The following is a 26094-nucleotide window of genomic DNA, read 5'->3' as shown; positions in this document are numbered from 1 at the left end:
GTTTATTCCTCACCCAGCTACTCAGTTACTCTTTCATGTTTGAACAGCTTTGGCAACATTTCCTAGGTCCGTTGGTGGATAGCTTGCGTTATGCAACGCTTGCTAGCTACTCCTGGGAAGCGCCGCGGCTCTTGTTGCTCGTGCCGCTGGTGCCATTGCTGTTTCTGGCGCGTTGGGCGTTGAATCACCGGCGCCGGTCGCGGCTAGGTGTGGCCTTCATAGCTGGCCAAGTGCGCCGCGACTGGAGCGCGCTGCTGCGCTTCGTGCCCAACATAGTGCTGTCCTTGAGCCTAGCTTTCGGTATCGTAGCGCTGGCTCGGCCGCAGCGCACCGACGAACGGGTGGTGCAGACGGGTGAAGGCGTAGATATCCTGCTGGTGCTCGACGTATCGGGCTCTATGGAATTGCAAGACCTGCGCCCCAACCGCCTTGAAGCCGCCAAGCGGGTAGCGCAGGAATTCATCAACGGCCGAGTGGGGGACCGGCTAGGCTTAGTGGTATTCGCCGGCGATGCCTACTCTGTAGTGCCGCTCACCACCGACTACGAGTTGCTGCGCGAGAGCATCGCCGGCCTCAAGCTAGGTATGATTCCGAACGATGGCACCGCCATCGGCTCGGCCCTGGGTGTGGCAACCAACCGTTTGCGTGACTCTCGCAGCCGCTCCAAAATCTGCATTCTTATCTCCGACGGCGAAAACACAGCCGGCAGCCTCGACCCGCTCACGGCCGCGCAACTTGCCCACGCCTACGGCCTAAAGCTTTACACCATCGGCCTAGGCAAAGACGGTATCGTGCCTTATGGCACCGATGAAAATGGCCGCCCCCGCTTTGTGGAAACCCGCCTCGACGAAACCACCATGCGCCAACTTGCCCAGGCTGGCGAAGGCCAATTCTTCCGCGCCACCGATAACTCTGCTCTCCGCCAAGTCTTCGGTCAGATCGACAAGTACGAGAAGTCGGAGATCAAGCAGACCCGCTTTCGCAACACGAAAGACTATTACCGGCTTTACCTGTTTTGGTGCGTAGGTTTGTGGCTCGTGTGGCTTGCCCTGAAAAACACCTTCCTGACGAATGCGTTGGAAGACTGAATTCAGTTAACATTCATCAGTTACCGAACGGGTCACCTATCTAGCACGGACTAAAAAGTTCGTGCCACAAAAATTGATAAATGTTACCTGTTAACTGACACCTGATAATGTCTATTGCCGAAAACATTCACCACTTTGAAGCGCAGCTTCAAGGTACCAACTGTCGCCTCGTAGCCGTCACTAAAACGCACCCGATAGAGCTACTCCGTGAGGCATATGATGCTGGAGCTAGGCTCTTTGGCGAAAATAAAGTGCAAGAAATGGCCGCCAAGCAGCCAGAGCTACCTACTGATATTGAATGGCACCTCATTGGTCACTTACAGACGAATAAGGTTAAGTACATTGCGCCATTTGTACACACGATCCAAAGTGTCGACAGCCTAAAGCTGCTGCAAGAAATTGAGAAGCAAGGCGCTAAAAACGACCGTGTTATCAATTGCTTCTTCCAATTTCACATTGCCGACGAGGAAACCAAAACCGGGCTTTCCTTTTCCGAAGCCGAAGCGATTCTCCAATCGGAAGCGTACCGCGCCATGCGCCACGTGCATCTCACTGGCGTGATGGGCATTGCCACCAACACGGATGACGAAGTCCTACTACGCCGCGAGTTTCAGGAATTGCGTGGCTACTTTGAAAAGCTAAAAGCTAGTTATTTCGCTGATAGCGAGACGTTCCGCGAAGTTTCCATGGGCATGAGTTCCGATTACCGTCTTGCTATTGCGGAAGGCAGCACGCTCATCCGGGTTGGTAGCGCTATTTTTGGGCACCGCAACTACGCTACTGCAGCGTCTTAGCGCTTTGTTATACTTCTCTTTCTCTTGCCCATGACTGCTCGCGTTATCATTCAAATTGCTGCTCTGCTTGGTGGCCTAGGTGTGGCTATCGGTGCCTTTGGCGCTCACGGTTTGCGCGCTATGCTGGAGGCTACCGGCCGCTTCGATACGTTTGAAACGGCCGTACGCTATCAGTTTTATCATACGCTGGCGTTGCTGGCAGTAGGAATTCTTTTCCAAGCCCGACCCGACCTGCGCGGGCTAGGTACGGTTAGCTGGTTCTGGCTAGTGGGGGTGCTCATATTCAGTGGCGCCCTCTACACACTGTGTTTCACGGGCATCACCAAGCTAGGTGCCGTTGCTCCTATTGGCGGCCTTGCGCTAATAGCTGGCTGGATAGCCTTGCTGTGGGCAGCACGTCAGTTATAAGATAAACTAGCCCTTAAAACAGAAAGAGCGACCTAGCTAGGTCGCTCTTTCTGTTTTAAGCTTGGCAAAAAGTCAATTACGACTTCTTCTTTGCTTTCATTTTGCTGTCGGTAGCTTTCATCTTTTGCTTGCCGTCGGCAGCGTCAACGTCCGATTTAGCGGGAGCTACAGAGGCCGAAGCCGTCGTAGCATCTGCTACCGTACCTACCAGCGACACCATGGCATTGCCAGCAGCCGAATTCGACTCAATGGTCAGCACTTTGTTCTGCATGCCCATTTTGCCAGCGCTGTTGAATTTGGCCGTCACAGTGCCGGTTTTGCCGGGCATCACGGGCTCCTTCGTCCAGTCGGGCGTGGTGCAGCCGCAGCTTACGCCAATGTTGGAAATCACGAGTGGCTGCGTGCCTACGTTCTTGAATTTGAACGTGTGGTCAACAATGTCGCCCTGCTTGATGGTGCCGAAATCAAACTTGTCGGTCTCGAACTGAATCTGGGGGCCAGCTACTTTGGTAGTAGCGTTAGCAGGCTTAACGGCAGCCGTCTGCGCTTGCGAAGCGAAGCCAGCCAGCGAGAGGGCTAAGGCCAGAACAAGTGCTTTTTTCATCGTTACGGTTATTTAAAGAGGTAATTTTGACAAAGATACACGTTTGCAGCCACTGGTTGCGTGCAGCTTTAGTTGCTATCCACTGGCTCGCAGATAGGTAAGGTACTAATCAATTTTTAAATTCCTTCGAATACGGAAATTGTCGCGATGCCTTACGCATAATCGTGGTGATGATGGTGCCTGTATCAGAGCCAAACCCGCGCGACAAACTCTTGTCGTATTTCCAAAGCAGCTCGCCCGTGGAACCATCTGCAATGTTGATGGACAGTTTTCCCGTGTTAGTTGGCGCGGAGAAACCCACGACCATGGTCATCGCAACGGCAGCTCCACCCGACATGGGCTGTGTGCTCTCAAACGTGCCCGACACAATGCCGTCGACTCCTAATATCTGAGCTAGCTCTTGCGGCGTATAGCCAGCTATCTTGTCAGCTGTCACGCCGTTGCGCACAAGCAGGGCGTTGGTTTTAGCCACATCTTGCACATCTACCGTCATGTCTCTGCTCTCTTTCTGCTTCAGAAAGTACGATTGTAGAGCACTCTGTACACTTAGCCCCTCCCGCTCTTCCAGAACCCGTACGCCTTCTACGCCGCCATTCTTTTCTACTTCACGGGGCCGCAATTGCAAGGTGGTTTTAAAGGGCAATACAGCTAATAACTTGTGTTCCTTCGCTATAATACGGAACTTAGGATTGGTGTAAATCTCGCGCGTTTGCGCAAAGGTGGTTACTAAAGCTAACAGCAGAAATAGGCCCGTAAGCGCAAACTTTTTCATGATAATAAGTTGTGGAAATAGGTTAACTGAACTCTGTAAAGCTAAGTCACTATCCTCAACTATAAAATAGTTATACTATATAATAACATGCGATAGTTAATCTTGGCCGTTTAGCAGCTTAGGGTTGAAATTCAGCAAGAAAAGTCGATCAGCGGCGCGGGTTATGGCGGTGTAGAGCCAGCGGGCAAACTCGGAGTTTACCATGTCATCTTTCAGAAAACCGTGGTCGACGAACACCGCTTGCCACTGACCACCCTGGGCTTTGTGGCAGGTGAGAGCGTAGGCAAACTTCACCTGCAAGGCGTTCAGGAACGTGTCTTGGCGCAGGGCAGCACTCCGCTCGCGCTTCGTACCTAGGTGAGCATAGTCTTCACTCACGGCGGTGTAAAGCGCGTTGCTGCGGTCAGCGGGCAAGGCGGGGCTTTCGGTGTGCAGCGTGTCGAGGAGCAGCTTCACTTCTAGTTCGGGCTCGTCGGGGTAGTCCACAAGCCGAACGCGGGCATCAGCGAAGTTGAAGCCGAACTCTTCCGTCCGCCGCACGATTTTCATTACCTGCACAAAGTCGCCATTGGCCAAAAAGCCCATTTCTGAGTCTTTGGGCAGCCAGAAGTAGTTGTTACGCACCACCATCAGGTAGTCGCCGGCCTGGATTTCGTCTTCCGCATCGAACAGCACCCGCCGGATGTACTGGTTGTACTGGTTGGCGTTCTTGTTGGAGCGGCAAATGATAGTCGTGTTTTCGTAGCCGAAGTTCTTATAGGCCCAGCGCAGGCCATCTTCTAGCTTTTCGCCGCCCATCTTGAAGATGTCACTGTAGCCTTTGGTGAAGAACTGAATCGCCGGTTTTTCCTCTCGCAACTCATCTCGTAGCACCGTAGCGTTCATCAAGATACCCGACTCTTCCGCCTGACGCATTACCTGACGCAGCTCTACCGAATCCACTTTGGCGCGAAACCGGTGCGCCAGTAAGCTAGGGTCCAGCGCTGGGCTCAGTAGCTGCCCGACCGGCGGCAACTGCGCCGTATCCCCGATGAGCAAAAGACGGTTAGTAGGCTTCTCGAACACGTAGCCCATCAGGTCGTCGAGCAGGCCATTTTCGCCAAAAGCCTTCTCATCCGAAATCATGGACGCTTCGTCCACGATGTAGAACATATCGGCCGTGCGGTTGGGCTGGCGCTGAAACGACAGCTTATCGGACGTTGAGCCCGAGGTCTGACGGTAAATCTTCTTGTGAATGGTGCTCGCCGGCACGCCCGAGTAGGCGCTCATTACTTTGGCAGCCCGGCCAGTGGGCGCCATCAACGTGTACTTGCGCCCCATGCGGTGCAGCCATTGCACCAGCGCACTCACCACAGTCGTTTTACCCGTGCCGGCGTAGCCCCGCAGCACAAAGGCCTTGCGGCCCGGCAACTCATCGCGCAAGAATGCGTCGAGCTGCTGAAAAAGGGCTGCTTGGTCTTGGGTGGGTTCAAAGGGAAAGTAGTCGCGGAGAGAGGGAGTTCTTACGGTAAGCATGTTTTACTATTGGCTGGCACGAGGCTATAGCCCCGAGTCTAATATTAGCTGATTGGTGACCAGAGCTGTCATCTAACAAATAAGAAAGAAGAATAAGTGCGGAGACGAGGTATTGAATTCCTGAATAGCTTTTAAAGTTGGTTTGTTATTCGCAACCATAGTATTCTTATCAACCTAGCTTTGTGGTTCTACAACTGCCATTGTAGCTGAGGCCTTCGCAATTAACTTATCATCGCACCACACTTCAGCCTCGCAGAAGTGCAGGCGCCGGCCAGCTTTCAGCACCCAGCCTACGGCCCGTAGTTTCTCCCCCACGCCTGGGTGCAAATAAGAAATGCGCAAATCAGCCGTTACGACGCCGTGATTATCAGGCACGAGCGTGACGGCAGCAAACCCAGCTACCAAGTCGGCCATGGTCGCTATCAAGCCGCCGTGAGCGAAGCCGCGATGCTGCTGGTGCTTCTGCTCCAATGCTAGCTCCGCTTCTACCCGGCCGGGCTCGATGGTGGTCAGGTCGGCGCCGACGAGGTGCATGAAACGCTGCGTGGTGAGCTTCTGCCGAATTCGAGCAGCTAAATCTAGCGTTGAGATGGAATTTTCCGTAGGAGGCATTGATCAGAAGCTATACGCTGATTTTTTACTGGGCTGATGCGACTGTTGATGAGCGAAAAATTTGCTTGTCAGCTCGTCAAATAGTCGTTTCATTCGTTATCAAAAGTACCCCCTTTGCCGCTCCCGACCAACCTTTCCACACCAATGTCAACTTCCTTTACTCCTAACTTCCTAGGTGCTTACACCAACCAAGTCCGCGTGCGCGTGTGCGGGCTGCTTGTGCACGAAGGCGCAATTTTGCTCACTGCTCACCGCGGCCTCCTCCCCGATGAGGCGCTGTTCTGGTCGCCGCCGGGCGGCGGGTGGCAGTTTGGCGAATCGGTGCAGGAGTGCTTGCAGCGAGAATTCCTAGAGGAAACTGGCTTAGCTATTACGCCTGGTCGTTTTCTGCACCTGCACGAGTTCGGCGGCGACCAGCTACAGGCTTTGGAATTGTTCTTCGCCGTCGCGCCAACCGACCCGAAGGCAGTACCCCAGCTCGGCGCCGACCCCGAACACGCCGCTGATGCCCAGCTGCTCACCAAGCTAGCTTTCATAGCGCCGCGCCAACTAGTAAAGCTGCCGCCCCACCAAGTGCACCCCGTGCTACGCCACATCATCAGCCCCGACGACCTCTACATTCCGCAGATTCGTTTCAAGTAGTTGGAGTGCATCTATGGAGTAGCGGCGCACAGCTAGAGGTGAACTTCGTACCTTTGGGCTCCTATTCCGTATCGTCTCTTTCCTGATTGCTCCGTGTTTGCCTCTGCTCCTGCTGCTTCCGTACCCGTTGCCCAACACCGTTTTCGCGACGAAACGCTGAACCTAGCCAACCCGAGCGCCTATAACCTTTACATCACAGTCGGCGCGGCAGGCATCCGCCTGGGGCTAGTCGAAGTACAGCGGAACAAATTCGTTTTGCTGGAAGACTACACGGTAGAAGCTGCTCCTTCCTTGGCGGCTCAGTTGCAGGCCTTGGCCGCACAGCACGAGTTTTTGCATCAGTCGGGCTGGCAACACGTACGGCTTGCGGTGCAAAACCGTCACTTCACGCTGCTGCCAGCGCCTTTGTTCCGACTCGGCGACGAAGCTACGTACCTACGCTTGCACCATCACCTCGACCCAAATCAGGAAAGCCCTCATCACTACGAGCACATTGGCTTGGATATGGTGAGCGTGTTTGCTGCTGAGCAATCGTTGGCCGATTGGCTGCAAACAGCTTACCCGACGGGCCGCTTACTGCACCAAACCAGTGCTTTGATTGAGGGTGTAGTTCACCAAAGTAAACAGTCAGCACCGCGGCAGCTGTACTTGCACGTCAACCCTCAAGAGGTGACGTTGGTGGCGGTACACGGCAAGCGCTTGGAGTATTGTAACGTATTTCCCTTCAGCAGCCCCGAAGACTTTATCTACTACACCATCTTGGTCATGCAAGAATTGCAACTGAACCCCGACCAAGACGACCTAGTGTTGTGGGGCGACTTGCTGCCCGATTCGGAGCTGTTTACCATTCTGCGCAAGTATGTGCGGAACGTTCGCTTCGGCACGCGCCCCTTCGACCTAGCTTACAGCTACCGCCTCAACGATACTTTCGATTATCGCTACTTCGAGCTATACACCCTGCATCTTTGTAAATAAGAGTGGCTAGGCGAGGGAGTATGCTGTTAAACGCCTCTATTCCGTCGCACAACTCACTCCGTCACTCAGTCATTCTTGTATGCGTATTGCGCTATTCCCTGGCTCTTTTGATCCGTTTACAAACGGGCACCTCGATGTGGTGCGCCGCGGCACGACCTTGTTTGACCAAGTGATTATTGCCATTGGTAACAACAGCAGCAAGACGCGCTACTTGCCGGTAGAGCAAATGATTACGCTGATTGAGTCTGTTTTTCAGGACGAGCCCCGCGTATCGGTACAATCCTACAAAGGCCTCACGGCTGACTTTGCCAAGCAAGTAGGTGCTCGCTTCTTGCTGCGCGGGCTACGCAACACGACCGATTTTGAGTACGAGAACACAATTGCTCAGGCTAATCGCCATGTCAACCCAGAGTTGGAAACAGTTTTCCTGATTACATCGCCCGCATTAGCAGCAATCAGCAGCACCATCATCCGCGAGATTCACCGCTTTGGAGGCCCCGTCAATGATTTTGTGCCGTTCGCATTGCCACCGGCAACTAGCCATTAGTGGAGTGGTATCACGCGTAGGCCTAGCACTCGGCTGGTGTTTTGCGGGTTGAGTACCGGCAGCACAATGTAGTTCAGCGCCGTAAGGGTCAGCTTACTCCGGCGCATTAACTCCTCTTCATCCTCACCGACCACGATGATATCGTGCACCTTGCGTGTGCGGGCGCTGAAGTTGACGATGAGTGTTGTGCCGTTTTTCTCGAACGTGTTAGTCCAGTTCTCGCTCGCAGCTGTGTGCTTTTGTGCGAGCGTTGGCTCCGGCCCTAGGTCCTGAGTTGCTATTTCGCGAGGAGAGCCTAGTTTCCGACGAACCTGGTCGATGTTACGCCCCAATAAAGCCGTCACGTCGAAGGGCGCGTGTTCGGCGGGAGGTGGCTCCACGGTCGACACGCGCTTCTCCGGAACGGTAGAGCGACCGGTACAAGCCGCTACGCCAATAAATGTTAAGACAAGAGCAGAATAGTAGAGTCGACGCATAGGCAACTCGCCTAGAGTTATTTTGCTGCTTCCTTGGCAGAATCAGTGCCAGCTTGTTCGCTGAGGTAGTGGCGCACTACTAACGCAATAGAAGCATACGACTCGTCGAGCACGGCTAGGGCCTCTTGGGGCGTCATCCACCGCACTTCTTCAATCGATTCTTCGGCCTGGGGCTTCATCAGCGAATCGTCGAGGCACTGCATGATATACCAGCTAGTCTTCTTCAGAATCTTGTTGCCATTGTAGGCATAGGAGTGCCATGTACTCGGCAGCTCTTCTCCCAAAACGACGGTGATACTACATTCTTCCTCTACTTCGCGCAGGGCACCCACACCAGGGTCCTCTTCTTTCTTGAGTTTGCCTTTCGGCAAATCCCACATCCCTAAACGATAAATCATCAGGATCATTCCGTCTTTCACGACCAGACCGCCAGCGGCCTTTACGATGCGGAACTGATCTTTCAGGTGCAGAATCAACCGTTTTTTCTTGCGCGCCAGCAGCGTCAATGACTTTAGCTTTTTAAGCTTTTTCACCTCCATTAAGCGCAGCAGCCGGTCGATGAAGCCATCGGTTACGTCACGAATCAGCACGTCGCCGATCAAATCCTTGGACGTAAATTCGTCCTCTGGGTTCAGAATCAGGTCGTAACGGTGCTTGTACACCTTCTCGCTGTTCTTTTTGATAATCAGCGGGATATCATTAATAAAAACATTCATCGCGCAGGATGATATGAGGGCAAATGGGGGGAATGAGACGATTTATGCCACAAAACACAGCATAAATATTGGCAAACGGAAATTCGCCTAGGTCGGGCAAGATACGTGATGTGTCCGGTTCAGTTGTGCAGGTAACGCCTGTAAATGAAAATAGATAGTAGAAGCTGAACATGAAAGCTGCACCGTAAGCAGGACGCAATAGTATCCGTCTGGCCTACGTAAACGTTTATGCAAGCTCTTTACCTAACGCTGCTTCAACTTAATGAAAAAAATAGGTCTGCTCTCCGACACCCACAGCTACCTCGATGAACGCATCCTGCACCACCTAGCCGACTGCGACGAGATATGGCACGCTGGCGATTTCGGCACGGCCGCCGTAGTGGAGGCGCTGCAGGAGCTAGCTCCGTTGCGTGGCGTGTATGGCAACATCGATGGCCAAGACGTGCGACAGACCCAGCCTTTGGTGCAGCGCTTCAAGGTAGAAGGCTTGCGCGTATTGATGACGCACATTGGCGGTTACCCAGGACACTATAGTTCCGCCGCACGCCCTCTAGTGACGCACGAGCGACCGGGCTTGTTCATCAGTGGGCATTCGCATATTCTGAAGGTAATTCCCGATCCGAAGTTGCAGCTGCTGCACTTGAACCCTGGCGCGGCCGGTCGCCACGGTTTTCATAAAGTTCGCACGCTCTTGCGCTTCGAAGTAGAAGCGGGCAAGGTGCAGAAGTTGCAGGCCGTAGAACTTGGCTTACGAGTAGGATGAACGTCTGCGTTAGACAAACAAAAAGCGCTTTTCTTGTACAAGAAAAGCGCTTTTTGACTTTCTATAGCCGACCGACACCGGTGGCAGGCCGCTTTACAGGGCGATTTCGGGCTTGGGGTGCTCGCCTTCCTGACCGTCTTCGTTGACAGGCTTGGTGATGGCCTCAGCCTCATCAAAACCTTCAGTGCCAGTTTGGTTTACTTTTGCTTCTTCGTTCTGCGAAGGCGCCGAAGTAGCAGGCGTTACTTTCTCTACTAGGTCGCTTACTGCCTCTTTGGCTTTCTCCACCACGTCAGAGTGCGCTACTGCGTCAGCTACGTCAGCAGCAACTTCTTTCACTTTATCGACTGCCGAGGTAGCAGCTTCTTTAACAGAAGCAACTACGCCAGTAGTAGCTGGTGCGCTGGCTACTGCAGGGCTAGCACCAGTCGTAGTGAAACGCGACTTGAGTTCTTCGAGGTCCACGTTCTTCAGAACGGGCGTCAGGAGCAGTTGCTTGATGATACGCTGCTTGTTGTTAGCACGCGCAATGTTCTTGCGATGCTTCCGCTTGAGGCGAGTAGTGCTCATATCCGGGTCGGTTAAAGTCGATTTGTAAATTGGAGGGCAAAAGTAAGTCTTATTTTTGAATCGCGAAAACATACCTCATCTTCTCTTTCGGCCTTACCCTCAGCCACTATGCCTGAACCTATCATTGATCTGCGCTCCGATACCGTTACACGCCCTACGCCAGCCATGCTGGAAGCCATGTTTCATGCCCGCGTTGGCGATGATGTGTATGGGGAAGACCCGACCGTGCGCGAACTCGAAGAAGTGGCTGCTGCCCGCTTCGGCTTGGAAGCCGGCCTCTTCTGCCCCTCCGGCACCATGACCAATCAGATTGCTATTAAAGCTCAAACGGAGCCGATGACGGAGGTAATTTGCGACCATACTGCCCATATTTATCTTTGGGAAGTTGGCGGTATTGCCTTTAACTCTAGCGCCTCAGTGGCCTTGCTACCTGGCGACCGGGGCCGCCTTACAGCAGCGCAAGTAGAAGCTGCTATTCGTGACAAGAACAATGTTCACTACCCGCCTACCCGCCTCGTGTGTTTGGAGAATACCAGCAACCGCGGTGGCGGCAGTTGCTACTCACTTGAGGCCATCCAAGAAATTGCGGAAGTAACGCGCCGGCACGACCTGAAGCTGCACCTCGACGGCGCCCGTGTGTTCAACGCCCTGGTAGCCACTGGCCAAAAAGCGGAGGAATACGGTCAGTATTTCGACTCTATCTCGGTTTGTCTTTCCAAGGGCCTAGGTACACCAGTTGGCTCAGTGCTGCTAGGAAGTAAAGAACTGATCCAGAAGTCGAAGCGAATTCGCAAAGCTATGGGTGGTGGGATGCGTCAGGCGGGCTACCTAGCTGCAGCAGGATTGTACGCGCTGGAGCACAACGTGGAGCGCCTGGCCGACGACCACCGCCGCGCCCAGCAGCTCAGCGCCACGCTAGCGGCGCAGTCGTACGTGACGAAGGTGCTACCCGCCGAAACCAACCTGGTTATTTTTCGTCTGGCCGATGAGCTACCTGAAAAGATGTTTCTACAAAATTTAGAAGAGCAAGGAATCCGTGCCTCTTCTTTCGGTCCGCAGATGATTCGTTTCGTGACGCACCTAGACTTCGACGACGCCATGCTTCAGCGCGTAGAAGCTGCTTTGGCTGCCATGCCTGTGCCTGCTTAAGCGTTTGGGTTCACACAGCTGGCCAAGGTCACACGCACTTTTGTTGCGGCGGCACGGGCTGCACGTTTATGGTTCTTAGCTAGCTTTTTCCCTTACTTCTGAAGGTTGTTGAACAGACGTAGCGCCCTCCCTCGGCTCTTCTCCGAGTGGGGGCGCTACGTCTGCTAAGGGCTTTGTATGTCTGCTATTAGCTCCAAACCCGAAGCCAGTCTGCTTACCTAATTTCAATAAGCTTAGAATGGTCTTGCGAATTTTCCGTAGTAGCATCCAGGGTAGCAGCTTCCCCAGAATTCTATGCGGTTGCTTGTATCATGTAAGTGGTCCAGAGGGGGAGTTCTCTTACGAAGAAAGGAGATTGTTGAAATTGCAGGTTAATTATTCGTTTTCTTGTACGGCCTATGGAGCTCTACACCGTCTTTGCTAGCTTGTTGATGGCGGCGGCTTTGGTTGGCTACGTCAATCACCGCTTTTTGCGGCTGCCCTCCACAATTCGAACTTGGAGTGGCTTGCGGGGCGGCATCTCGGTAGCGTTGGCCTTGTCTTTGCCTCCGGGTCATACACGCGACCGGGTCGTGGGCATCACCTACGTAGTCGTCGTTTTTTCTATCATTATTCAGGGTCTTTCTATCGGGCCACTGGTAAAGCGGTTGGGGTTAAGCACCGCACCGGAAGATCCAGCACCCGCTTCTCACTAAATCATTCGTAAGTCAGCCGAGCTACGTAGTGATTCGGTCAGTGCGCTGCCTATTTTTCGTATTCATGAATCTTTTTCTAATCGGTGACGTCCACGGCTGCTGCCATACTTTTCAGACCTTGCTTCGCTATTGGCAGCCGCAGGAGGAGTTTCTTATTCAAGTAGGTGACTTAGTCGACCGCGGTAATTTTGCGCCTGAAACTGTAGGTCTTGCCATGGAGCTGAACGCGGCGTATCCTGGTCAAACGGTCTTTCTACGGGGCAACCACGAGGCGGGCATGATTCGACACTACGGGCCCGACGGTCCCTTCCCAGAGTGGCTGAACTGGGGAGGTAGAACTACGGTACAACAATATGCCGCGCAGCCTGCCTTACTCCGATTGCATTTGCATTGGCTGGAACACCGCCCTCTGATCTGGGAAAATGACCATGTTATTGCCAGCCACGCGGGCCTAGCCGATACGCCCGAGCCTTATGATGAAGAAAACCTCGATGGTGTGTTGTGGCGGCGCGGCCCCTTGCGCAATGTGGGCAAGCTGCAAGTAATTGGGCACACGCCAACTCCCAACGGCCTTCCTCTGTTCGACCGGCTTTCACACACGCTCAGCATCGATACAGGTGCTTACCTAGGGCGCACGCTCACAGGCGTGAAGCTCACGCCGCAGGGAGATATTTTACAGATTATCGCCGTTCCGGTCGATCCTAACGATATCAGCTGATTTCTCTAGCTTGCGGCATGTCTACTTCCGCCGAAGCCGCTCTGCTCTATCTGCGTCAGGCCGACCCTATTCTGGCCCCTGTGTTCGACCGTGTTCCGCCCGTGCAACCTAACCCGCACGAAGACATTTACCTAGCTTTACTGCGCTCCATTGTGAGCCAGCAGATTTCGACGAAGGCGGCAGCAGCCATCTGGCGCAAGTTTCAGAGCTTGTTTGCACCCGATGGCTACCCCGAGCCATTGGCCGTGTTGGCGCTATCGGATGAGGAACTGCGGGCCGTAGGTTTGTCGCGACAAAAAGCGAGCTACTTGCGCGCCATTGCTGACTTTGCTCAACGCGACCAGCTCGATTTTCAGCACATCAGCAGCCTCGATGAAGAAGGCCTGACGCGTCACCTCACTAGCATCCGGGGTGTCGGGCGCTGGACGGCCCAGATGATCCAGATGTTTGCCCTCGATCAACCCGACGTTTTTCCTGAAGGCGACCTAGGTATTCAGAACGCCATGCGCCGCTTGTACGGCCTAGATGAAACCGGCCGCGCTTTGCTTACCCGCATGACCCAGATTGCCGAAGCGTGGCGCCCCTACCGGACCCTGGCTAGTAAGTATTTGTGGCGGTCATTAGACAATATGCCTGCCTAACTGTCATTCCTCACTACGTTCGGAATGACAGTTACTTCACCTTGCCGCGCTTAACCAAATAGGCATACAGCACCTTGTCGAACGGCTCGCGGGTGTCAACAGGCACAAAGTCAATCTTATACTGACCACAGCGCAAGGCTAGCTCCTGCTCATATTGGCGCATAGCGGCGCGGTATTGCTCGCGCACTTGCGAGGGTTGCAGCTTCACCTGCTCACCGGTCTCCATGTCTTCAAACAGGTAAGGGCGGTCGGCGAAGTCAAAGTCAGCTTCGGTGGTGCGGTCCATGATATGGAAGAGCAGTACCTCGTGCTGCTGGTGGCGCAGGTGTTGCAAGGCGGCCAGCGCTTCGGTTTGTTCTTCACGTCCGCGGCCTAGCATGTCGCTGAAAAGCACCACCAACGAGCGTTTTGGAATCTGCTGCGCAATTTGGTGGATAACCTTAGCTACGTCCGTTGAGCGCCTGACCACGGGACGCTCCAGTTGCTGCTGAAGCGTGAGCAGCAACGTATGGCGGTGCGTGCTGGTGGAGCGCACCGGCGTTTGCAGCTCAATTTGGTCGGCGAAAGTAACTAGGCCAACCGCGTCGCGCTGTTTTTGCAGAAGCGTCGTGATAGCCGCGGCACACAGCACGGCAAAGCGCAACTTATCGTGCCCTGGCTCGGGGTAGTACATGCTTGGCGACACGTCGAGCAGCAAGTGGCAGCGCAGGTTTGTCTCTTCCTCGTAGCGCTTCACAAACAGCTTATCGGTGCGGGCTAGCACTTTCCAGTCGAGGTGGCGGGTGCTTTCACCGGGGTTGTAGAGTCGGTGCTCCGAAAACTCCACCGAAAAGCCGTGGTAAGGCGACTGGTGCAAGCCCGTGATAAAGCCCTCGACGAGCTGACGCGCCAGAAACTCCAGGTTTTCGAAGGGACGAACGGCAGCTAGGTCAAGCGGTTGGGCCATAATGGTAACAGTATAAGGATAAAAGGCGGATGCCGTTGGGCCAAACTTCAACAGGCGGCTTTCATTTCATCGCCGCCCCATTCTTTTCGGCAATCTACTTCTTCCCTCCTACCTAGCTAGCCCCTTCGCGCTATAGCGCATTACGGTCCAGCTAGCGCAGATATTCAGACAAAGACACACCAATAACAAGCTGGTTGCTTACTTATTGTTGCTGTTTAACAAAGCCAAATCAAATCTGGTCACAAAAAACTAAACTCCTGAATTTTTATATCCCAACTCACCGTTGTATTTTGGCCTGAAATTCAACCCTTTTCAGAAAAAACCAACCGACTGTAGGACCCGTGGAAGACCGTCAAGATCAGGAAGAAATCTATTCTCAACGCATTAAAGCCGGCAAGCGCACGTACTTTTTCGACGTGAAAGCAACGCGCGGCCAGGATTACTATCTCACCATCACGGAGAGCAAGCGCAAACTCCGCGACGATGATACTTTCTCGTACGAGAAGCACAAGATCTTCCTGTATAAAGAGGATTTCGCCAAGTTCGTTGATGCATTGCAAGATGCCGTTGATTACGTGCGTGAAGAGTTGCTTTCGCCTGAAGAAGTAGCCGAGCTAGACCGTCCGCGGCAGTACAACGACGACCAGTACAGCGGCCGCGAAGAAAATTATTAGCCTTCTCTGCCTATCGAAGCAAATCCTTACGCTCCCTTTACACAGCGCGCACTTACCTAGGTAGGTGCGCGCTGTTTTTTATTGTGGCTAGTCAAACCAGTTATGAAGCTAGCGCTAGGGTTAGAAGCTCTCCTCCTTTTTTAAGGAGGGGTTAGGGGTAGTTGACTAGAGCTAGAAGACTAGAACTAGTATCGTTCAGCGACAAGGAACCACCCCCAACCCCTTCTCAAAAAAGGAGGAGAGCTTCTAACCCTAGCGCTAGTTGCGACCTACGAGCGTTTTCGAAACAGCAAACCTAGGTGCAATGCGTTAGCACACGACGGTTTACCCAAAAAACAGCCGTACCTTTGCACCCAAATCGAGCCAACCGCCCGATTTCTAACTTAGTTACTCAGTCACTCAGTCACTCCATTATGGGTCTCCGCTGCGGAATTGTGGGCTTGCCGAACGTAGGCAAATCCACCTTGTTCAACGCCCTTTCGAATGCCAAGGCCGAATCGGCCAACTATCCTTTCTGCACTATTGAGCCCAACGTGGGCGTTATCACCGTGCCCGACGAGCGTCTTCAGATTCTGGAACAAATCGTGAAGCCGGAGCGTGTGGTACCTACCATTGTCGAGTTTGTTGACATTGCCGGCCTCGTGAAAGGCGCCAGCAAGGGTGAGGGCCTAGGTAACAAGTTCTTAGCTAACATTCGCGAAGTGGATGCTATCATCCACGTAGTGCGCTGCTTCGACGACCCTAACATCGTGCACGTAGCAGGTGGCGTCGACCCGGTATTCGACAAGGACGTCATTGACACCGAGCTACAGCTCAAGGACCTAGAGAGCATCGATAAGAAGCTGGCGAAGTCGGAGCGCTCGGCCAAGAGTGGCGATGCGAAGGCCAAGAAGGAAGTCGTGTCGCTGACGCGCTTCAAAGATCACCTGGAAGCTGGCAACAACGCCCGTTCACTCGCGGTCAATGAAGATGATCTGGAAGCGGTGGAAGATCTGCAACTACTCACTATCAAGCCCGTTATCTACGTGGCCAACGTGGACGAGGCAAGCATCCAGAACAACGGCAACCACTTCGTGGACGCATTGCGTGAGCACGTGAAGAGCGAAAACGCGCAAATCGTTGTCGTATCGGCTGCCATCGAATCGCAGATTGCGGAGATGGAAGACCCCGACGAAAAGGAAATGTTCTTGGGTGAGTACGGCTTGAAAGAGTCTGGCCTGAACCGCCTCATTCGTGCGTCCTACGACCTGCTCGACCTCATCACCTACTTCACCGCGGGCGTGAAAGAAGTACGTGCCTGGACTGTACACCGCGGCGACAAAGCGCCTGCTGCTGCTGGCGTTATCCACTCCGATTTCGAAAAAGGCTTTATCCGCGCCGAGGTTATCAAGCTAGCTGACTATCAGGAATACAAGTCAGAAGCGAAGATCAAGGAAGCTGGTAAGATGGCCGTAGAAGGCAAAGAATACGTGGTGCAAGATGGCGACATCATGCACTTCCGCTTCAACGTGTAACTGCTCGCTTAACAGCAATAATGAAAGCGTCCCAGCCGTATGGTCGGGGCGCTTTTTTGTAACTGATAGCTTCGTGCTGATTTCTTTTACTTGCCTACCACTTTATACAGCATCCCCGCTCCTAGCCGATCCGAAAGCTGCATTCCGTTCAAAATAGCCATTTCTTCCATCCGCTTCTCCGGTATGCCATTGGCTTTGAGAGCTTGCGAAAGTGTCGTACTAGTTTTAGTTGTTTTGATGCGAACTCGCTCGGGTTGGCGGTTCAGCTTGCTAAGGTCAGTGAGGCGGGCGAAGCCTTCCATCGTGCTCGTGAAAGTGCTGACGTACGTGTTGAAGTCGGCGGGAGCAGCGGCACCTAGCAGCATGAAGATACTTTTACCGTCCTGAATCAGATACGAAAGCACCCGAACACCCGCTACCTGCTGTCCGGTCTGCTGGTCTTGTTGCACTTGGTCGGCCACAAAAGCCAGGGCCGGAAAACCATTGACCGTGACGCGCTTTGAATCGGAGGGCTGAAGGCTGAATTGCTTCACTATGGCTTGAGCCGCTTCGTCTAAGGAAGCACCGGGAGCGGAGGCAAGCATGAGGAGCGCTTTGCCAGCGGGGTCAGCCATCTGAAATTGTTGAGGCGTATTTTGATGCTTCCAGCCGCTCGGCACCGGCAGACGGAACTTCAACTCGGGGTGGTAAAAGGCATTACCTTCCACGAAGCCTTGCTTGGGGTCTTCTCCGTACACGATGCCATCAATTAGCCGCAGATACTGGTCTCGGTTGACAGCTAGCTTTGTTGTAGCACTACCATTTTGTTGCTTCCATTGGGCCGCTAGCTGATGTACCCGCTCGTAGCGGTCGGCAGGATTGGGGTGCGTAGAAAGAAAATCCGGAACGGGTTCGGCGCTGCTTTGCTCCTGCTGGCGTTGTAGCGTGCGGAAGAAATCAGCCATTTGGGCAGCATCGTAGCCGATTTGGGAGGAGTACTGCACCCCTAGCTCATCCGACTGGCTTTCGTCGTCGCGCCCAAACTTGAGGAACAGCAGTTGCATGCCTTGTGAGGCCTGATCGCCAAACTGCGCCAAGCGCGGCGAAGCAATCATAGCACCCATCAAGCCTACTTGCCCCAGAATGGCATTGGTCTGCTGCTTAGCCGAGTGCCGAGCCGTTACGTGCCCGATTTCGTGACCTAGCACACCCGCAAATTGCGCTTCATTATTGAAATGCGCCATGATGCCGCGGGTGAAATACACGTAGCCACCCGGCACCGCGAAGGCATTGATGATGGGTGAATCGACAACACGGAACTGGTAGTTGATGTTGGCGCGGTGCGACACAGCGCCCATCTTCTTGCCCTTATCGTTGATAAAGCTCTGAATCTTCTGATCTGGGTACAGACCAAACTGATTGATAACCGATGGGTCCGACTGTTGCCCCATAGCTAGCTCTTGTCCTTCCGACACGAGCATCACTTCTTTCTTACCAGTGACAGGGTTGGTGGCGCAAGAATTGAGCAAGAACAAGAGGGCCAGCGTGTGGCCGAGGATGACGGGCTTTTTCATGGGAGAGAGCTAGGTGGGTTTGCAAAATGTAGGGTCGGGAGGGGACTCAGTTGTTAGCAACGTTGAGGTTAATGTTTGGTTACGGCTTCGTTTTCAAGCAAAAAGCCCACCTTCCGCAGCGGCAGAGGGTAGGCTTTTTACAACTTTACGCCTTGAAAGGCAGCGCAAAAGCTAGCTTGGTGAGTAGCTAAGGTCTAGCATTAAAGTCAATCGATTTATAGCCAATCAATAAATCCGCGCGGGTGCCAGGCGGACGGTAATAGACGAGCAGATCGTACTGGTTTTCAGTTTCCTGGTGGCTGCCTTCGAAGTATACATCGTCGGGGGCGGTGCCTTGCTTTCCGACCACATAGTAATAGTTGTAGTAGCCTTGCTTCAGCAGAGCCTTGCAGGTGTATTGCTGCGTGGCCGCGTCGTAGTTGAGGCGGAACTCATCTTTCAACTGCCAATCGGTGAGGGCGCCAAAGACGTAGACCGGGCCAGGTGCGGCTTGCTCCGCGTGGAGTTGAAAGGTGACGTTGGCGTAATCGCCGTTGGTTTCGCCGTTGCCGTACTCACGGTTTTCGAACACGCGCTGGCCGTTGATATCTTGGTATTGCGTATAGCTTTGGCCGTTGCGCGTGGCTTCTGGTGTCAGGGTTACCTCGCGGGGGGTAGCTGCCTGGTCTAGGTGCGCCATGCCCACTCCTAGCTGCCGCAACGAGCGAGTATCAAAAAAACGAAACTCACTGCTGGCGGCGAAGGCATTCTCGAAGTTGAAGTACTGATAATCGAGGCGCCGCTCGGCGTCACGCACAAAGGTAGGCTTGAGCCCGATTTTGGCATTATCCCAGCGGAAGTTCTGACGCAAAATCACCTTCACTTCCTGCGTTGGGTTGATTATTTCCATGCCATTGTAGCGGATGCCAAAATCTACCTGCTGCAAGGTGTAGCGCTCCGAGCCAGCCACCGGAATGCCTTGAGCTAGGTTTACTTCTACGTTGTTCTGGTACACTAGCAGGCGCCGGCTTAGCAGCGGCGTGCCGCCTTGCCCCTGCACTACTAGCAAGTAGTTGCCACTCAGTTTCACGCGTGGCACTTGCAGCTTGTAGTGGTAATACGGCATCTTGGTGTTGATGGAAGTGCGATAGTTCGTCAGCAAAAACTCGTTTATCTCGCTGAGAAACTGCATGTCCGTGAGCACCGACGGCTTCCAGTCTATGTCGCAGTGGATGAGCTTGGCGGTGAGGCGCTGAGAACCGGTGTTCACCAAGTCAAACTCCAGCTGAATCGGCTGCTCCTGGGAAAGCGGCACCACGGGCGGCTGGAATATCTCGGTGTTTACGCCTGTGTACACGTAGCACTGCACCGAGCGCACATTGGGATCATAGGTGTAATCCTGGTAGCGTAAGGTACGGTCGGCGTAGTATTCCGGGGGCTTCTGCTGGCCAGGCTGGCGAGCAGCATTGGGGTCGGTGATGGGCGTACCGAGCGGCACGCAGGCCGTAGCTAGGAAGAACAGGGCTAGGTAGCGGAGGTGATGCATAGACGAATATAGCGCGAAGCTTCTGCTTCGCGCACCGTTAAAGCAATAGGCAGCAGAACGTCGTAGCGCGAAGCTCCCGCTTCGCGCACCGTTAGAACAACAGCAACAGAACGGCATTATTGTGGCTGTCATCCTACGACATCGTTCAACGCGGCGCGGGCGCGAAGCGGGAGCTTCGCGCTACGACGTTCTGCTGCCTTTATTTGATATCTGTGCTAGATACGGATTTAACCTATTATCGGCGCAATCTGCCGCACCGCTTGCCACCGGGCGTGAACCTGTTCATTACTTTCCGACTAGCTGGCTCGCTGCCTCGCGCTGTGCTGGATAACCTCCGAACCGAATGGGAGCAGCTAGATAAGCAGCACTCCATGGAAGATTCGTACGCCCGCCAGAAACGCTACTTCGGTCGGTTCGATAAGCTGCTCGACCAAGCTAGCATCGGCCCAACTTGGCTGGATGAACCCACCGTGGCGGGCGTCGTGGCCGAAGCGCTTCACTATTATGATGATTGCGGCTACCACTTGGTCTGCTACTGCATCATGCCCAACCACGTACATCTCGTCGCTACACTCCCGGATGCATCCCTGCCGCTCCTACGCACCTTGCAATCCATCAAAAGCTACTCGGCAACCAAGTGCAATGCGCTGCTGGGCAGAAGCGGTCAGTTCTGGCAGCGCGAAAGCTACGACCACCTCATCCGCGACGCCGGTGAGATGGAGCGTATCATCAGCTACGTGCTGGAAAACCCGGTAAAAGCTAGGTTGACCGACGACTGGCAGCTCTGGCCCCACACCTATTGGCATGAGCTGTAGCGCGAAGCTCCGTTTCGCGCCGCGTTGAACGACTCGCGTTTGCTATCATCAGACCACGGTTACCGTTCAACAGCCACAAAATAGAAACAGTACGATTCTAGCATAAATATAACCACAATCTATACCCATGTGGCACAGCATAACCGGCCTCGCCCTTCAATAGCCTAGAGCTATAAAGAGTTACTCAGTAGCGTCAACCATGCTAGACTTGATATGCTTGACGCTACTTTGAGTAGCGTCAATACAAATATCATAGGACATTTTGAAAGACAACTTTGAAACAAATAATAACCTTACTAATTGGACTGACTATTTTCCTTTTCGCAACTTGTAGACAAGGACAAGTAAAAATACCAGCAAACGCAATGGCAAAATTCGATGAGTTCAAAAACAAAGAGAAATTTCTACAGGATAATAAATTGTTTTATCCAGGAATTAGTGACCTTAGATTGAAACCAATCTTGACCGAGAAAATTAACATTTCAGCTGACGACTTTAAAACTCTTGCAGACAAAGGAAATGTGACCAGCAAAGAGTATCAGGATGCGATTAAGAAAGGACTTGACCGGTTCGCCGAAATTTATATTGACCTTGACACAGAAGATAGAGAACGGGTTTGCAGTTACTATGAAGAACTTATGGACATTGTCGGACTTGAAAGTTCAGATGGTCACTTAAATAATTTTATGTACGGTTTTGACCCGACAATAAAATAAAAACAGAGGGAAAAGTGCCTTATAACACGGGTTTTACGTCAGGCGGGCTGACGTGCAATTTTGGAGCTTTGCGCTTATAATAAATTTTAGTAATAAATTGAAATTTATACTCTGAAGCTTACCGGAACGCAAAACCCGAAACGGTTACACAGCAAAAATCCCTCGTCGGACAAAAACATTATTGTTTTGCCAACGAGGGATTTTATTCAAAGAATACTTAAGCTAGCTTCTACACCAATTCTTCCCAGCGCTTTGTCTGGGCGGCTAGCTCTTTTTTGACTTGCTCAAACTTCAGCGTCGCGTCTTTTAATTGGGATGCGTTGTTATACGTGGTAGGATCGGCGAGTTGCGCTTCGTACTGCGCTAGCTCTTTCTCTAGCTTGGTGATGCGAGTTTCTACCTCCTGCAATTCCCGATTGTTCTTCGAACTCCCATTGCTGCTAGCTGGCTTGGCCGTCTCGGCGGGTTTGGGAGCAGCGGCTTTGGTTGGGGCGGGCGCAGTGAGAGCAGCTTTCTTGGCAGCTTTCTCCCGATCTTCCTGCCACATCTCGTACTCCTCGTAGGTGCCGGGGTACTCCTTCAACTGGTAATCTTCGATGAACCAGATCTTGTTGGCCACGTTCTCCACGAAGAAACGGTCGTGGCTGATGACGATGTAGGTGCCTTCGTACTGCTCCAGCGCTTGGATCAGGATGTTCACCGACTGCATGTCCAAGTGGTTGGTCGGTTCGTCGAGGAGCAGGAAGTTGGCTTCCGAAATCAGGGTTTTGGCTAGGGCCACGCGGCTTTTCTCACCACCCGATAGCACCTTGATTTTCTTGTACACCTCTTCTCCCGTGAACAGGAAGGAACCTAGCACCGAACGCAGTTCCATCTCGTTGCGGCGCGAGCCGGCCTCGTTCATCTCCTGAATAATCTCGTTATCCACGTTCAACGACTCCAGCTGGTGCTGGGCGTAGAAGGCCATAATCACGTTGTGGCCAAGCTGGTGGTTACCGTTGGAGGGCGACTCCTGCCCGGCTACCAGGCGCATGAGCGTCGATTTGCCCTTACCGTTGGCACCAATCAGCGCGATTTTGTCGCCCCGCTCGATGTGCACGTGTGTATCGCGGAAGATGATCTTTTCGCCGTATTTCTTGCCCACGTGCTCCATGCGCAAGATGTGACGGCCGGGCTGCACCGTAAAGTTGAACTTGATGTTCACACGGGCATCGTCGCCGGCTACGTCGTCAATGCGCTCTAGCTTGTCCAGCATCTTCATGCGGCTCTGAGCCTGCTTGGCTTTACTAGCTTTGGCTTTGAAACGCTCAATAAAACGCTCGGCCTGCTTGATCTGAGCTTGCTGGTTTTCGAAGGCGCCTTTCTGAATCAGGTTGCGCTCTTCTTTCTCCTCGAGGTAGAAGCTGTAGTTGCCGGCGTAGGGCACCAGCTTGCCGCCGGTCACTTCCACGGTGGTGTTGGTGGTGCGGTCCAAGAACTCCCGGTCGTGGCTCACGATGATCACGGCGCCTTCGTAGCCGGCCAGGTAGTTCTCGATCCACTTGATACTGGGCAAGTCCAAGTGGTTGGTGGGCTCGTCGAGGAGCAGCAGCGAGGGTTGCTGCAGCAGAATCTTGGCCAACATCACGCGCATGCGCCAGCCCCCCGAGAACAGCTTCAAGGGCCTCTGGAGCTCTTCGGTTGTGAAACCTAGGCCTTCCAGAATCTCTTCGGCGCGGGCTTGCATGGTATAGCCACCTAGGGCTTCGAACCGCTCCTGCAAGTCGGCCAGCTTGTCGACGAGGTCGTCAGTGTAGTCAGTTTCAAACTTCAGCAGGATCTCGTCGATCTGCTTTTGAAGGCGCAGAGCTTCTTCAAACGCCTGCATGGCCACCACCAAAATCGACTCGTGGGAGTCGTAGCTGAGCAAGTCCTGGTTTAGGAAACCGAGAGTTACCTCTTTGCTCATGGAGATGCTGCCACCGTCGGGCTTGTACTCGCCCACCAAGATGCGCAGCAGCGTGGATTTGCCCCGACCGTTCAGCCCGATCAGGCCGATTTTGTCTTTGGGCTTTATGTGGAGACTGGCTTTGTCGTAGAGCGTACGCGAGCCAAAATGGAAGTCTAGATCGGTAATGGAAATCATCCTACTTTGCTATGAGAGAACAAAGATACTATCTATACGCTGTGCTTGGATAAGAACTGTAGGGTTCGGTGGCCACTGAGCGGTACCAAATGGCTATTACGCTCAAGCAGTTGTCTAAGCGAAGACCGCACCAGACAACAATTCACGCCGTATAGACCTAGGTACAACATCCGCGCTTAAGCCGAAGTGCCACCTTTGCTGGCGTGGGCTTACAGCCCGTGTACTGTAGGCGACGGACTTGTCGGCAACCTAATAACAACGGACTTAGCTAGGGCACAACTGCGGGCGACAAGTCCGTCGGATGGGAAGCATCAGTTGCAAGCCCACACCTACGAGAAATCATTTGATATTTTCCTGAAAGCTAGTAGCTTACCAGCCGACCCAGCAAGCACTTATTCGCTGCCTTATCTACTCGCCTGATGATTGTACCGTTACGAGCCCTCGTCTTTTTCGTATTGCTGAGCCTTTTAAGTTACTCTATAATTGCGGGGCCTAGTAAAGCTAGCCCATCCCCTACCCTAGCTGCCGCGGCGCCTTCTTTCGACGTAGAGGCGGCAACTCAACGCTACCTCGACACGCTAACCCCAGCGCAAAAAGCAAAGTCGGACGCCTACTTTGAAGGCGGTTACTGGCTGCTCCTTTGGGGTGTGCTCTATAATGTGGCAGTAGCCGGCGTGTTTCTAGGCCTAGGTCTCTCGGCGCGGATACGTGGGTGGCTGCGAGGAATCCGGAGCGAAAACCTGCGCAACTTGCTCTACGCCGCTCTATACACGCTGTTAGCTGCGGTGTTGAGCTTTCCGTGGACGATATACACGGGCTTCTTCCGAGAGCACCAATACGGTTTGTCCAACCAAACCTTCGGGGCCTGGTTTTCCGAGTCACTCATCGGGTTAGTCTTATCCGTAGTCATTGGCAGCTTGCTGATTATGTTGCTCTACCTAGCCATTCGGAAAGTGGGCGCGAGTTGGTGGCTGTGGGGCACGGGCCTGACGGTTATCTTTTTAGTTATCGGCGTATTTCTCGCCCCGATCTTTATTAGTCCTTTATTTAATAAATACACGCCCCTACCTCCTAGCCCCGTTCGAGAGAGCATCCTGTCGATGGCGCGGGCCAATCTGGTACCGGCGACCAATGTGTACCTGGTGGATGCCTCGCGGCAGAGCAAGCGCATCAGCGCCAACGTGAGCGGACTTGGCAGCACCATTCGGATTTCTTTGAATGACAACCTCCTGAAGCGTAGCACACCCGCAGAAATACAGGGTGTGATGGGGCACGAGCTAGGTCACTATGTGCTGAACCATATTGTGAAAGGCCTGATCTTCTTCAGTTTACTCGTGCTAATCGGTTTTGCGCTCGTCAACTGGGCATTTCGGCGCTTAGTCGCTCGCTACGGGGCGCGTTGGAACGTAAGCGGGCTAGCCGATATTGGCGGGTTGCCGTTGCTACTGGTCCTGTTTTCCGTGTATAGCTTTCTGATTACGCCTGCCACGAACACCATCACCCGGGTAAGCGAGATGGAGGCCGATCAGTTTGGCCTGAATGCAGCCCAACAGCCCGATGGCTTTGCTTCTATTGCGATGAAGCTCTCCGAATACCGCAAGATTTCGCCGGGCTACTGGGAGGAAATTTTCTTTTTCGACCACCCCAGCGGTCATACGCGCGTGCATACCGCCATGCAGTGGAAGGCGGAGCACCTAGGCGACAAGCCATGATGCTGCATGGGGCTGAGCCTCCTGCTACACGACGGTGCAGCGGAAGCTAGCTTATGTAGCACAGGTTGGCACAACTATTTTGGGGTGAGCGAGTAGGAAGATAATTACTTCCTCTCCTCCCCAAACCCGCCCTCCTATGCTTCGCTACTTTTACCGTGAGCAGCATCGAATTTCGCTTGCTACCGTCAGCGTGTTTCTACTGCTAGGCTTGAGTTGCTGCGGCATAGGCGAACAAGTGCAGCAGGCCAAGGCCTTTAAAGATGCCGACATCCGCCTGGCCTCTATCGAGCAGGCCACCGTTGCGGGGGTCAACGTGCTGGGTATCCGGAAGGCGAGTGACTTGAGCATTCTGGATCAAGCCAGGCTTGCTACCTCGTATGCTTCCGGCAACCTGCCGCTGCGTATGCGCGTGAACCTAGAAGTGCGAAACCCGAACGACGAAACCGCCGCGCTCAACGAGCTAGACTACATTGCGCTTATTGATGGAAAGCAGGTAGCTACGGGCCACACCACCGAGCGCATCGAAGTGGCACCCAATGGCGGCCTAGCCACGGTACCCGTTACACTGGAAAGCAACTTACACGAAGCACTCGGTAAAGAATCGGGCGCGAGCTTAACCGACTTGGTGCTAGGGCTAGCCAACCAAGATCAGCAGCCGATGCGCTTGACATTGCGCTTGCGGCCGACGTTCATTACCAGCAACGGACGTCGTATTTCGCCTACTGGCTACATCAATGTGAACAAAGACTTCACGGCCCGTGAAGCGCTCGACGCCGTACAGCATCGCGATTCACTCAACCAGCGTCCTTAGCGGGTCCAGCGCATGTCG

28 protein-coding genes are annotated in these 26094 nt (G+C 53.5%); 17 read left to right on the top strand and 11 right to left on the bottom strand.

Annotated elements, in window-relative coordinates; all coding sequences use genetic code 11:
* The first annotated feature begins 35 nt into the window (after positions 1-35).
* From SD425_RS08020 to SD425_RS08010, 3 genes are all read left to right on the top strand, one after another.
* Positions 36-1088 carry a VWA domain-containing protein gene (locus tag SD425_RS08020; RefSeq protein ID WP_324677235.1) on the top strand — a complete coding sequence of 351 codons (1053 nt, stop codon included), beginning with the start codon at positions 36-38 and terminating at the stop codon, positions 1086-1088.
* Between the two features lie 107 nt (positions 1089-1195).
* A complete protein-coding gene (locus tag SD425_RS08015; RefSeq protein WP_324677233.1) occupies positions 1196-1882 on the top strand; it encodes a YggS family pyridoxal phosphate-dependent enzyme in 687 nt (228 codons plus the stop codon).
* A 30-nt stretch (positions 1883-1912) separates the two neighbouring features.
* Entirely contained in the window at positions 1913-2290 is a 378-nt protein-coding gene (locus SD425_RS08010; protein WP_324677231.1) for a DUF423 domain-containing protein, read from the top strand.
* A 76-nt stretch (positions 2291-2366) separates the two neighbouring features.
* Here the strand turns inward: SD425_RS08010 and SD425_RS08005 are convergent, their stop codons facing one another.
* From SD425_RS08005 to SD425_RS07990, 4 genes are all read right to left on the bottom strand, one after another.
* A complete protein-coding gene (locus SD425_RS08005) occupies positions 2367-2894 on the bottom strand; it encodes a DUF1573 domain-containing protein (protein WP_324677229.1) in 528 nt (175 codons plus the stop codon).
* 109 nt (positions 2895-3003) lie between these two features.
* Positions 3004-3666, bottom strand: coding sequence for a hypothetical protein (locus SD425_RS08000; RefSeq protein WP_324677227.1), 663 nt, complete (start codon positions 3664-3666; stop codon positions 3004-3006).
* A 96-nt stretch (positions 3667-3762) separates the two neighbouring features.
* Positions 3763-5181: an ATP-dependent DNA helicase gene (locus SD425_RS07995; protein ID WP_324677225.1), complete on the bottom strand. Its 1419-nt coding sequence runs from the start codon at positions 5179-5181 to the stop codon at positions 3763-3765.
* A 174-nt stretch (positions 5182-5355) separates the two neighbouring features.
* Positions 5356-5793, bottom strand: a complete 438-nt coding sequence (locus SD425_RS07990; RefSeq protein WP_324677223.1) for a PaaI family thioesterase — start codon at positions 5791-5793, stop codon at positions 5356-5358.
* Positions 5794-5937: 144 nt separating this feature from the next.
* Between SD425_RS07990 and SD425_RS07985 the strand changes: the two genes are divergently transcribed.
* From SD425_RS07985 to coaD, 3 genes are all read left to right on the top strand, one after another.
* On the top strand, positions 5938-6435 hold the full coding sequence (locus SD425_RS07985; RefSeq protein ID WP_324677221.1) for an NUDIX domain-containing protein: 498 nt from the start codon (positions 5938-5940) through the stop codon (positions 6433-6435).
* Positions 6436-6528: 93 nt separating this feature from the next.
* Positions 6529-7410: a DUF3822 family protein gene (locus SD425_RS07980; RefSeq protein WP_324677219.1), complete on the top strand. Its 882-nt coding sequence runs from the start codon at positions 6529-6531 to the stop codon at positions 7408-7410.
* 79 nt (positions 7411-7489) lie between these two features.
* Positions 7490-7957, top strand: coding sequence for a pantetheine-phosphate adenylyltransferase (gene coaD, locus SD425_RS07975; RefSeq protein ID WP_324677217.1), 468 nt, complete (start codon positions 7490-7492; stop codon positions 7955-7957).
* Here coaD and SD425_RS07970 read toward each other — a convergent pair.
* Together SD425_RS07970 and SD425_RS07965 are read right to left on the bottom strand one after the other, a co-directional pair.
* Positions 7954-8433 carry a hypothetical protein gene (locus SD425_RS07970; RefSeq protein WP_324677215.1) on the bottom strand — a complete coding sequence of 160 codons (480 nt, stop codon included), beginning with the start codon at positions 8431-8433 and terminating at the stop codon, positions 7954-7956. The two genes, coaD and SD425_RS07970, sit on opposite strands and share 4 nt — an antisense overlap.
* A gap of 17 nt (positions 8434-8450) precedes the next feature.
* On the bottom strand, positions 8451-9149 hold the full coding sequence (locus SD425_RS07965) for an NUDIX hydrolase (RefSeq protein ID WP_324677213.1): 699 nt from the start codon (positions 9147-9149) through the stop codon (positions 8451-8453).
* Positions 9150-9411: 262 nt separating this feature from the next.
* Here SD425_RS07965 and SD425_RS07960 point away from each other — a divergent pair, with 262 nt between their 5' ends.
* Positions 9412-9912, top strand: a complete 501-nt coding sequence (locus SD425_RS07960) for a metallophosphoesterase family protein (RefSeq protein ID WP_324677211.1) — start codon at positions 9412-9414, stop codon at positions 9910-9912.
* Between the two features lie 93 nt (positions 9913-10005).
* Here the strand turns inward: SD425_RS07960 and SD425_RS07955 are convergent, their stop codons facing one another.
* Positions 10006-10482 (bottom strand): hypothetical protein, encoded by a 477-nt coding sequence (locus SD425_RS07955; protein ID WP_324677209.1) that lies wholly within the window; start codon positions 10480-10482, stop codon positions 10006-10008.
* 108 nt (positions 10483-10590) lie between these two features.
* Here SD425_RS07955 and SD425_RS07950 point away from each other — a divergent pair, with 108 nt between their 5' ends.
* From SD425_RS07950 to SD425_RS07935, 4 genes are all read left to right on the top strand, one after another.
* On the top strand, positions 10591-11631 hold the full coding sequence (locus SD425_RS07950; RefSeq protein ID WP_324677207.1) for a GntG family PLP-dependent aldolase: 1041 nt from the start codon (positions 10591-10593) through the stop codon (positions 11629-11631).
* Between the two features lie 398 nt (positions 11632-12029).
* Entirely contained in the window at positions 12030-12326 is a 297-nt protein-coding gene (locus SD425_RS07945) for a cation:proton antiporter (protein ID WP_324677205.1), read from the top strand.
* Positions 12327-12390: 64 nt separating this feature from the next.
* Complete coding sequence (locus SD425_RS07940; protein ID WP_324677203.1) at positions 12391-13044, top strand: metallophosphoesterase; 654 nt, start codon at positions 12391-12393, stop codon at positions 13042-13044.
* A gap of 17 nt (positions 13045-13061) precedes the next feature.
* Complete coding sequence (locus SD425_RS07935) at positions 13062-13685, top strand: DNA-3-methyladenine glycosylase 2 family protein (protein WP_324677201.1); 624 nt, start codon at positions 13062-13064, stop codon at positions 13683-13685.
* Positions 13686-13716: 31 nt separating this feature from the next.
* On the opposite strand, the gene SD425_RS07930 is transcribed toward SD425_RS07935, so the two are convergent.
* Positions 13717-14631, bottom strand: a complete 915-nt coding sequence (locus SD425_RS07930; RefSeq protein ID WP_324677199.1) for a DUF58 domain-containing protein — start codon at positions 14629-14631, stop codon at positions 13717-13719.
* Positions 14632-14972: 341 nt separating this feature from the next.
* On the opposite strand from SD425_RS07930, the gene SD425_RS07925 reads away from it, so the two are divergent.
* Positions 14973-15305 (top strand): DUF3276 family protein, encoded by a 333-nt coding sequence (locus SD425_RS07925; protein ID WP_324677196.1) that lies wholly within the window; start codon positions 14973-14975, stop codon positions 15303-15305.
* Between the two features lie 413 nt (positions 15306-15718).
* Positions 15719-16819 (top strand): redox-regulated ATPase YchF, encoded by a 1101-nt coding sequence (gene ychF, locus SD425_RS07920; RefSeq protein WP_324677194.1) that lies wholly within the window; start codon positions 15719-15721, stop codon positions 16817-16819.
* Positions 16820-16905: 86 nt separating this feature from the next.
* Here the strand turns inward: ychF and SD425_RS07915 are convergent, their stop codons facing one another.
* Together SD425_RS07915 and SD425_RS07910 are read right to left on the bottom strand one after the other, a co-directional pair.
* Positions 16906-18372, bottom strand: coding sequence for a M48 family metalloprotease (locus SD425_RS07915; protein ID WP_324677192.1), 1467 nt, complete (start codon positions 18370-18372; stop codon positions 16906-16908).
* 187 nt (positions 18373-18559) lie between these two features.
* Positions 18560-19897: a DUF5103 domain-containing protein gene (locus tag SD425_RS07910; RefSeq protein WP_324677190.1), complete on the bottom strand. Its 1338-nt coding sequence runs from the start codon at positions 19895-19897 to the stop codon at positions 18560-18562.
* Between the two features lie 203 nt (positions 19898-20100).
* On the opposite strand from SD425_RS07910, the gene SD425_RS07905 reads away from it, so the two are divergent.
* Positions 20101-20712 (top strand): transposase, encoded by a 612-nt coding sequence (locus SD425_RS07905; protein WP_416381027.1) that lies wholly within the window; start codon positions 20101-20103, stop codon positions 20710-20712.
* A 365-nt stretch (positions 20713-21077) separates the two neighbouring features.
* Positions 21078-21428 (top strand): DUF4844 domain-containing protein, encoded by a 351-nt coding sequence (locus SD425_RS07900; protein WP_324677188.1) that lies wholly within the window; start codon positions 21078-21080, stop codon positions 21426-21428.
* 229 nt (positions 21429-21657) lie between these two features.
* On the opposite strand, the gene SD425_RS07895 is transcribed toward SD425_RS07900, so the two are convergent.
* A complete protein-coding gene (locus SD425_RS07895; RefSeq protein WP_324677186.1) occupies positions 21658-23553 on the bottom strand; it encodes an ABC-F family ATP-binding cassette domain-containing protein in 1896 nt (631 codons plus the stop codon).
* A gap of 419 nt (positions 23554-23972) precedes the next feature.
* Here SD425_RS07895 and SD425_RS07890 point away from each other — a divergent pair, with 419 nt between their 5' ends.
* The gene (locus SD425_RS07890; protein ID WP_324677184.1) at positions 23973-25265 is read left to right on the top strand and encodes a M48 family metallopeptidase; all 1293 of its coding nucleotides are present in this window, start codon (positions 23973-23975) and stop codon (positions 25263-25265) included.
* A 136-nt stretch (positions 25266-25401) separates the two neighbouring features.
* On the top strand, positions 25402-26076 hold the full coding sequence (locus tag SD425_RS07885; RefSeq protein ID WP_324677181.1) for an LEA type 2 family protein: 675 nt from the start codon (positions 25402-25404) through the stop codon (positions 26074-26076).
* The last annotated feature ends 18 nt before the right edge of the window (positions 26077-26094 follow it).

This window comes from Hymenobacter sp. GOD-10R (genome assembly GCF_035609205.1).
In the GTDB taxonomy this organism is placed as follows: domain Bacteria; phylum Bacteroidota; class Bacteroidia; order Cytophagales; family Hymenobacteraceae; genus Hymenobacter.
This window is presented reverse-complemented; position numbering and strand designations above follow the sequence as displayed.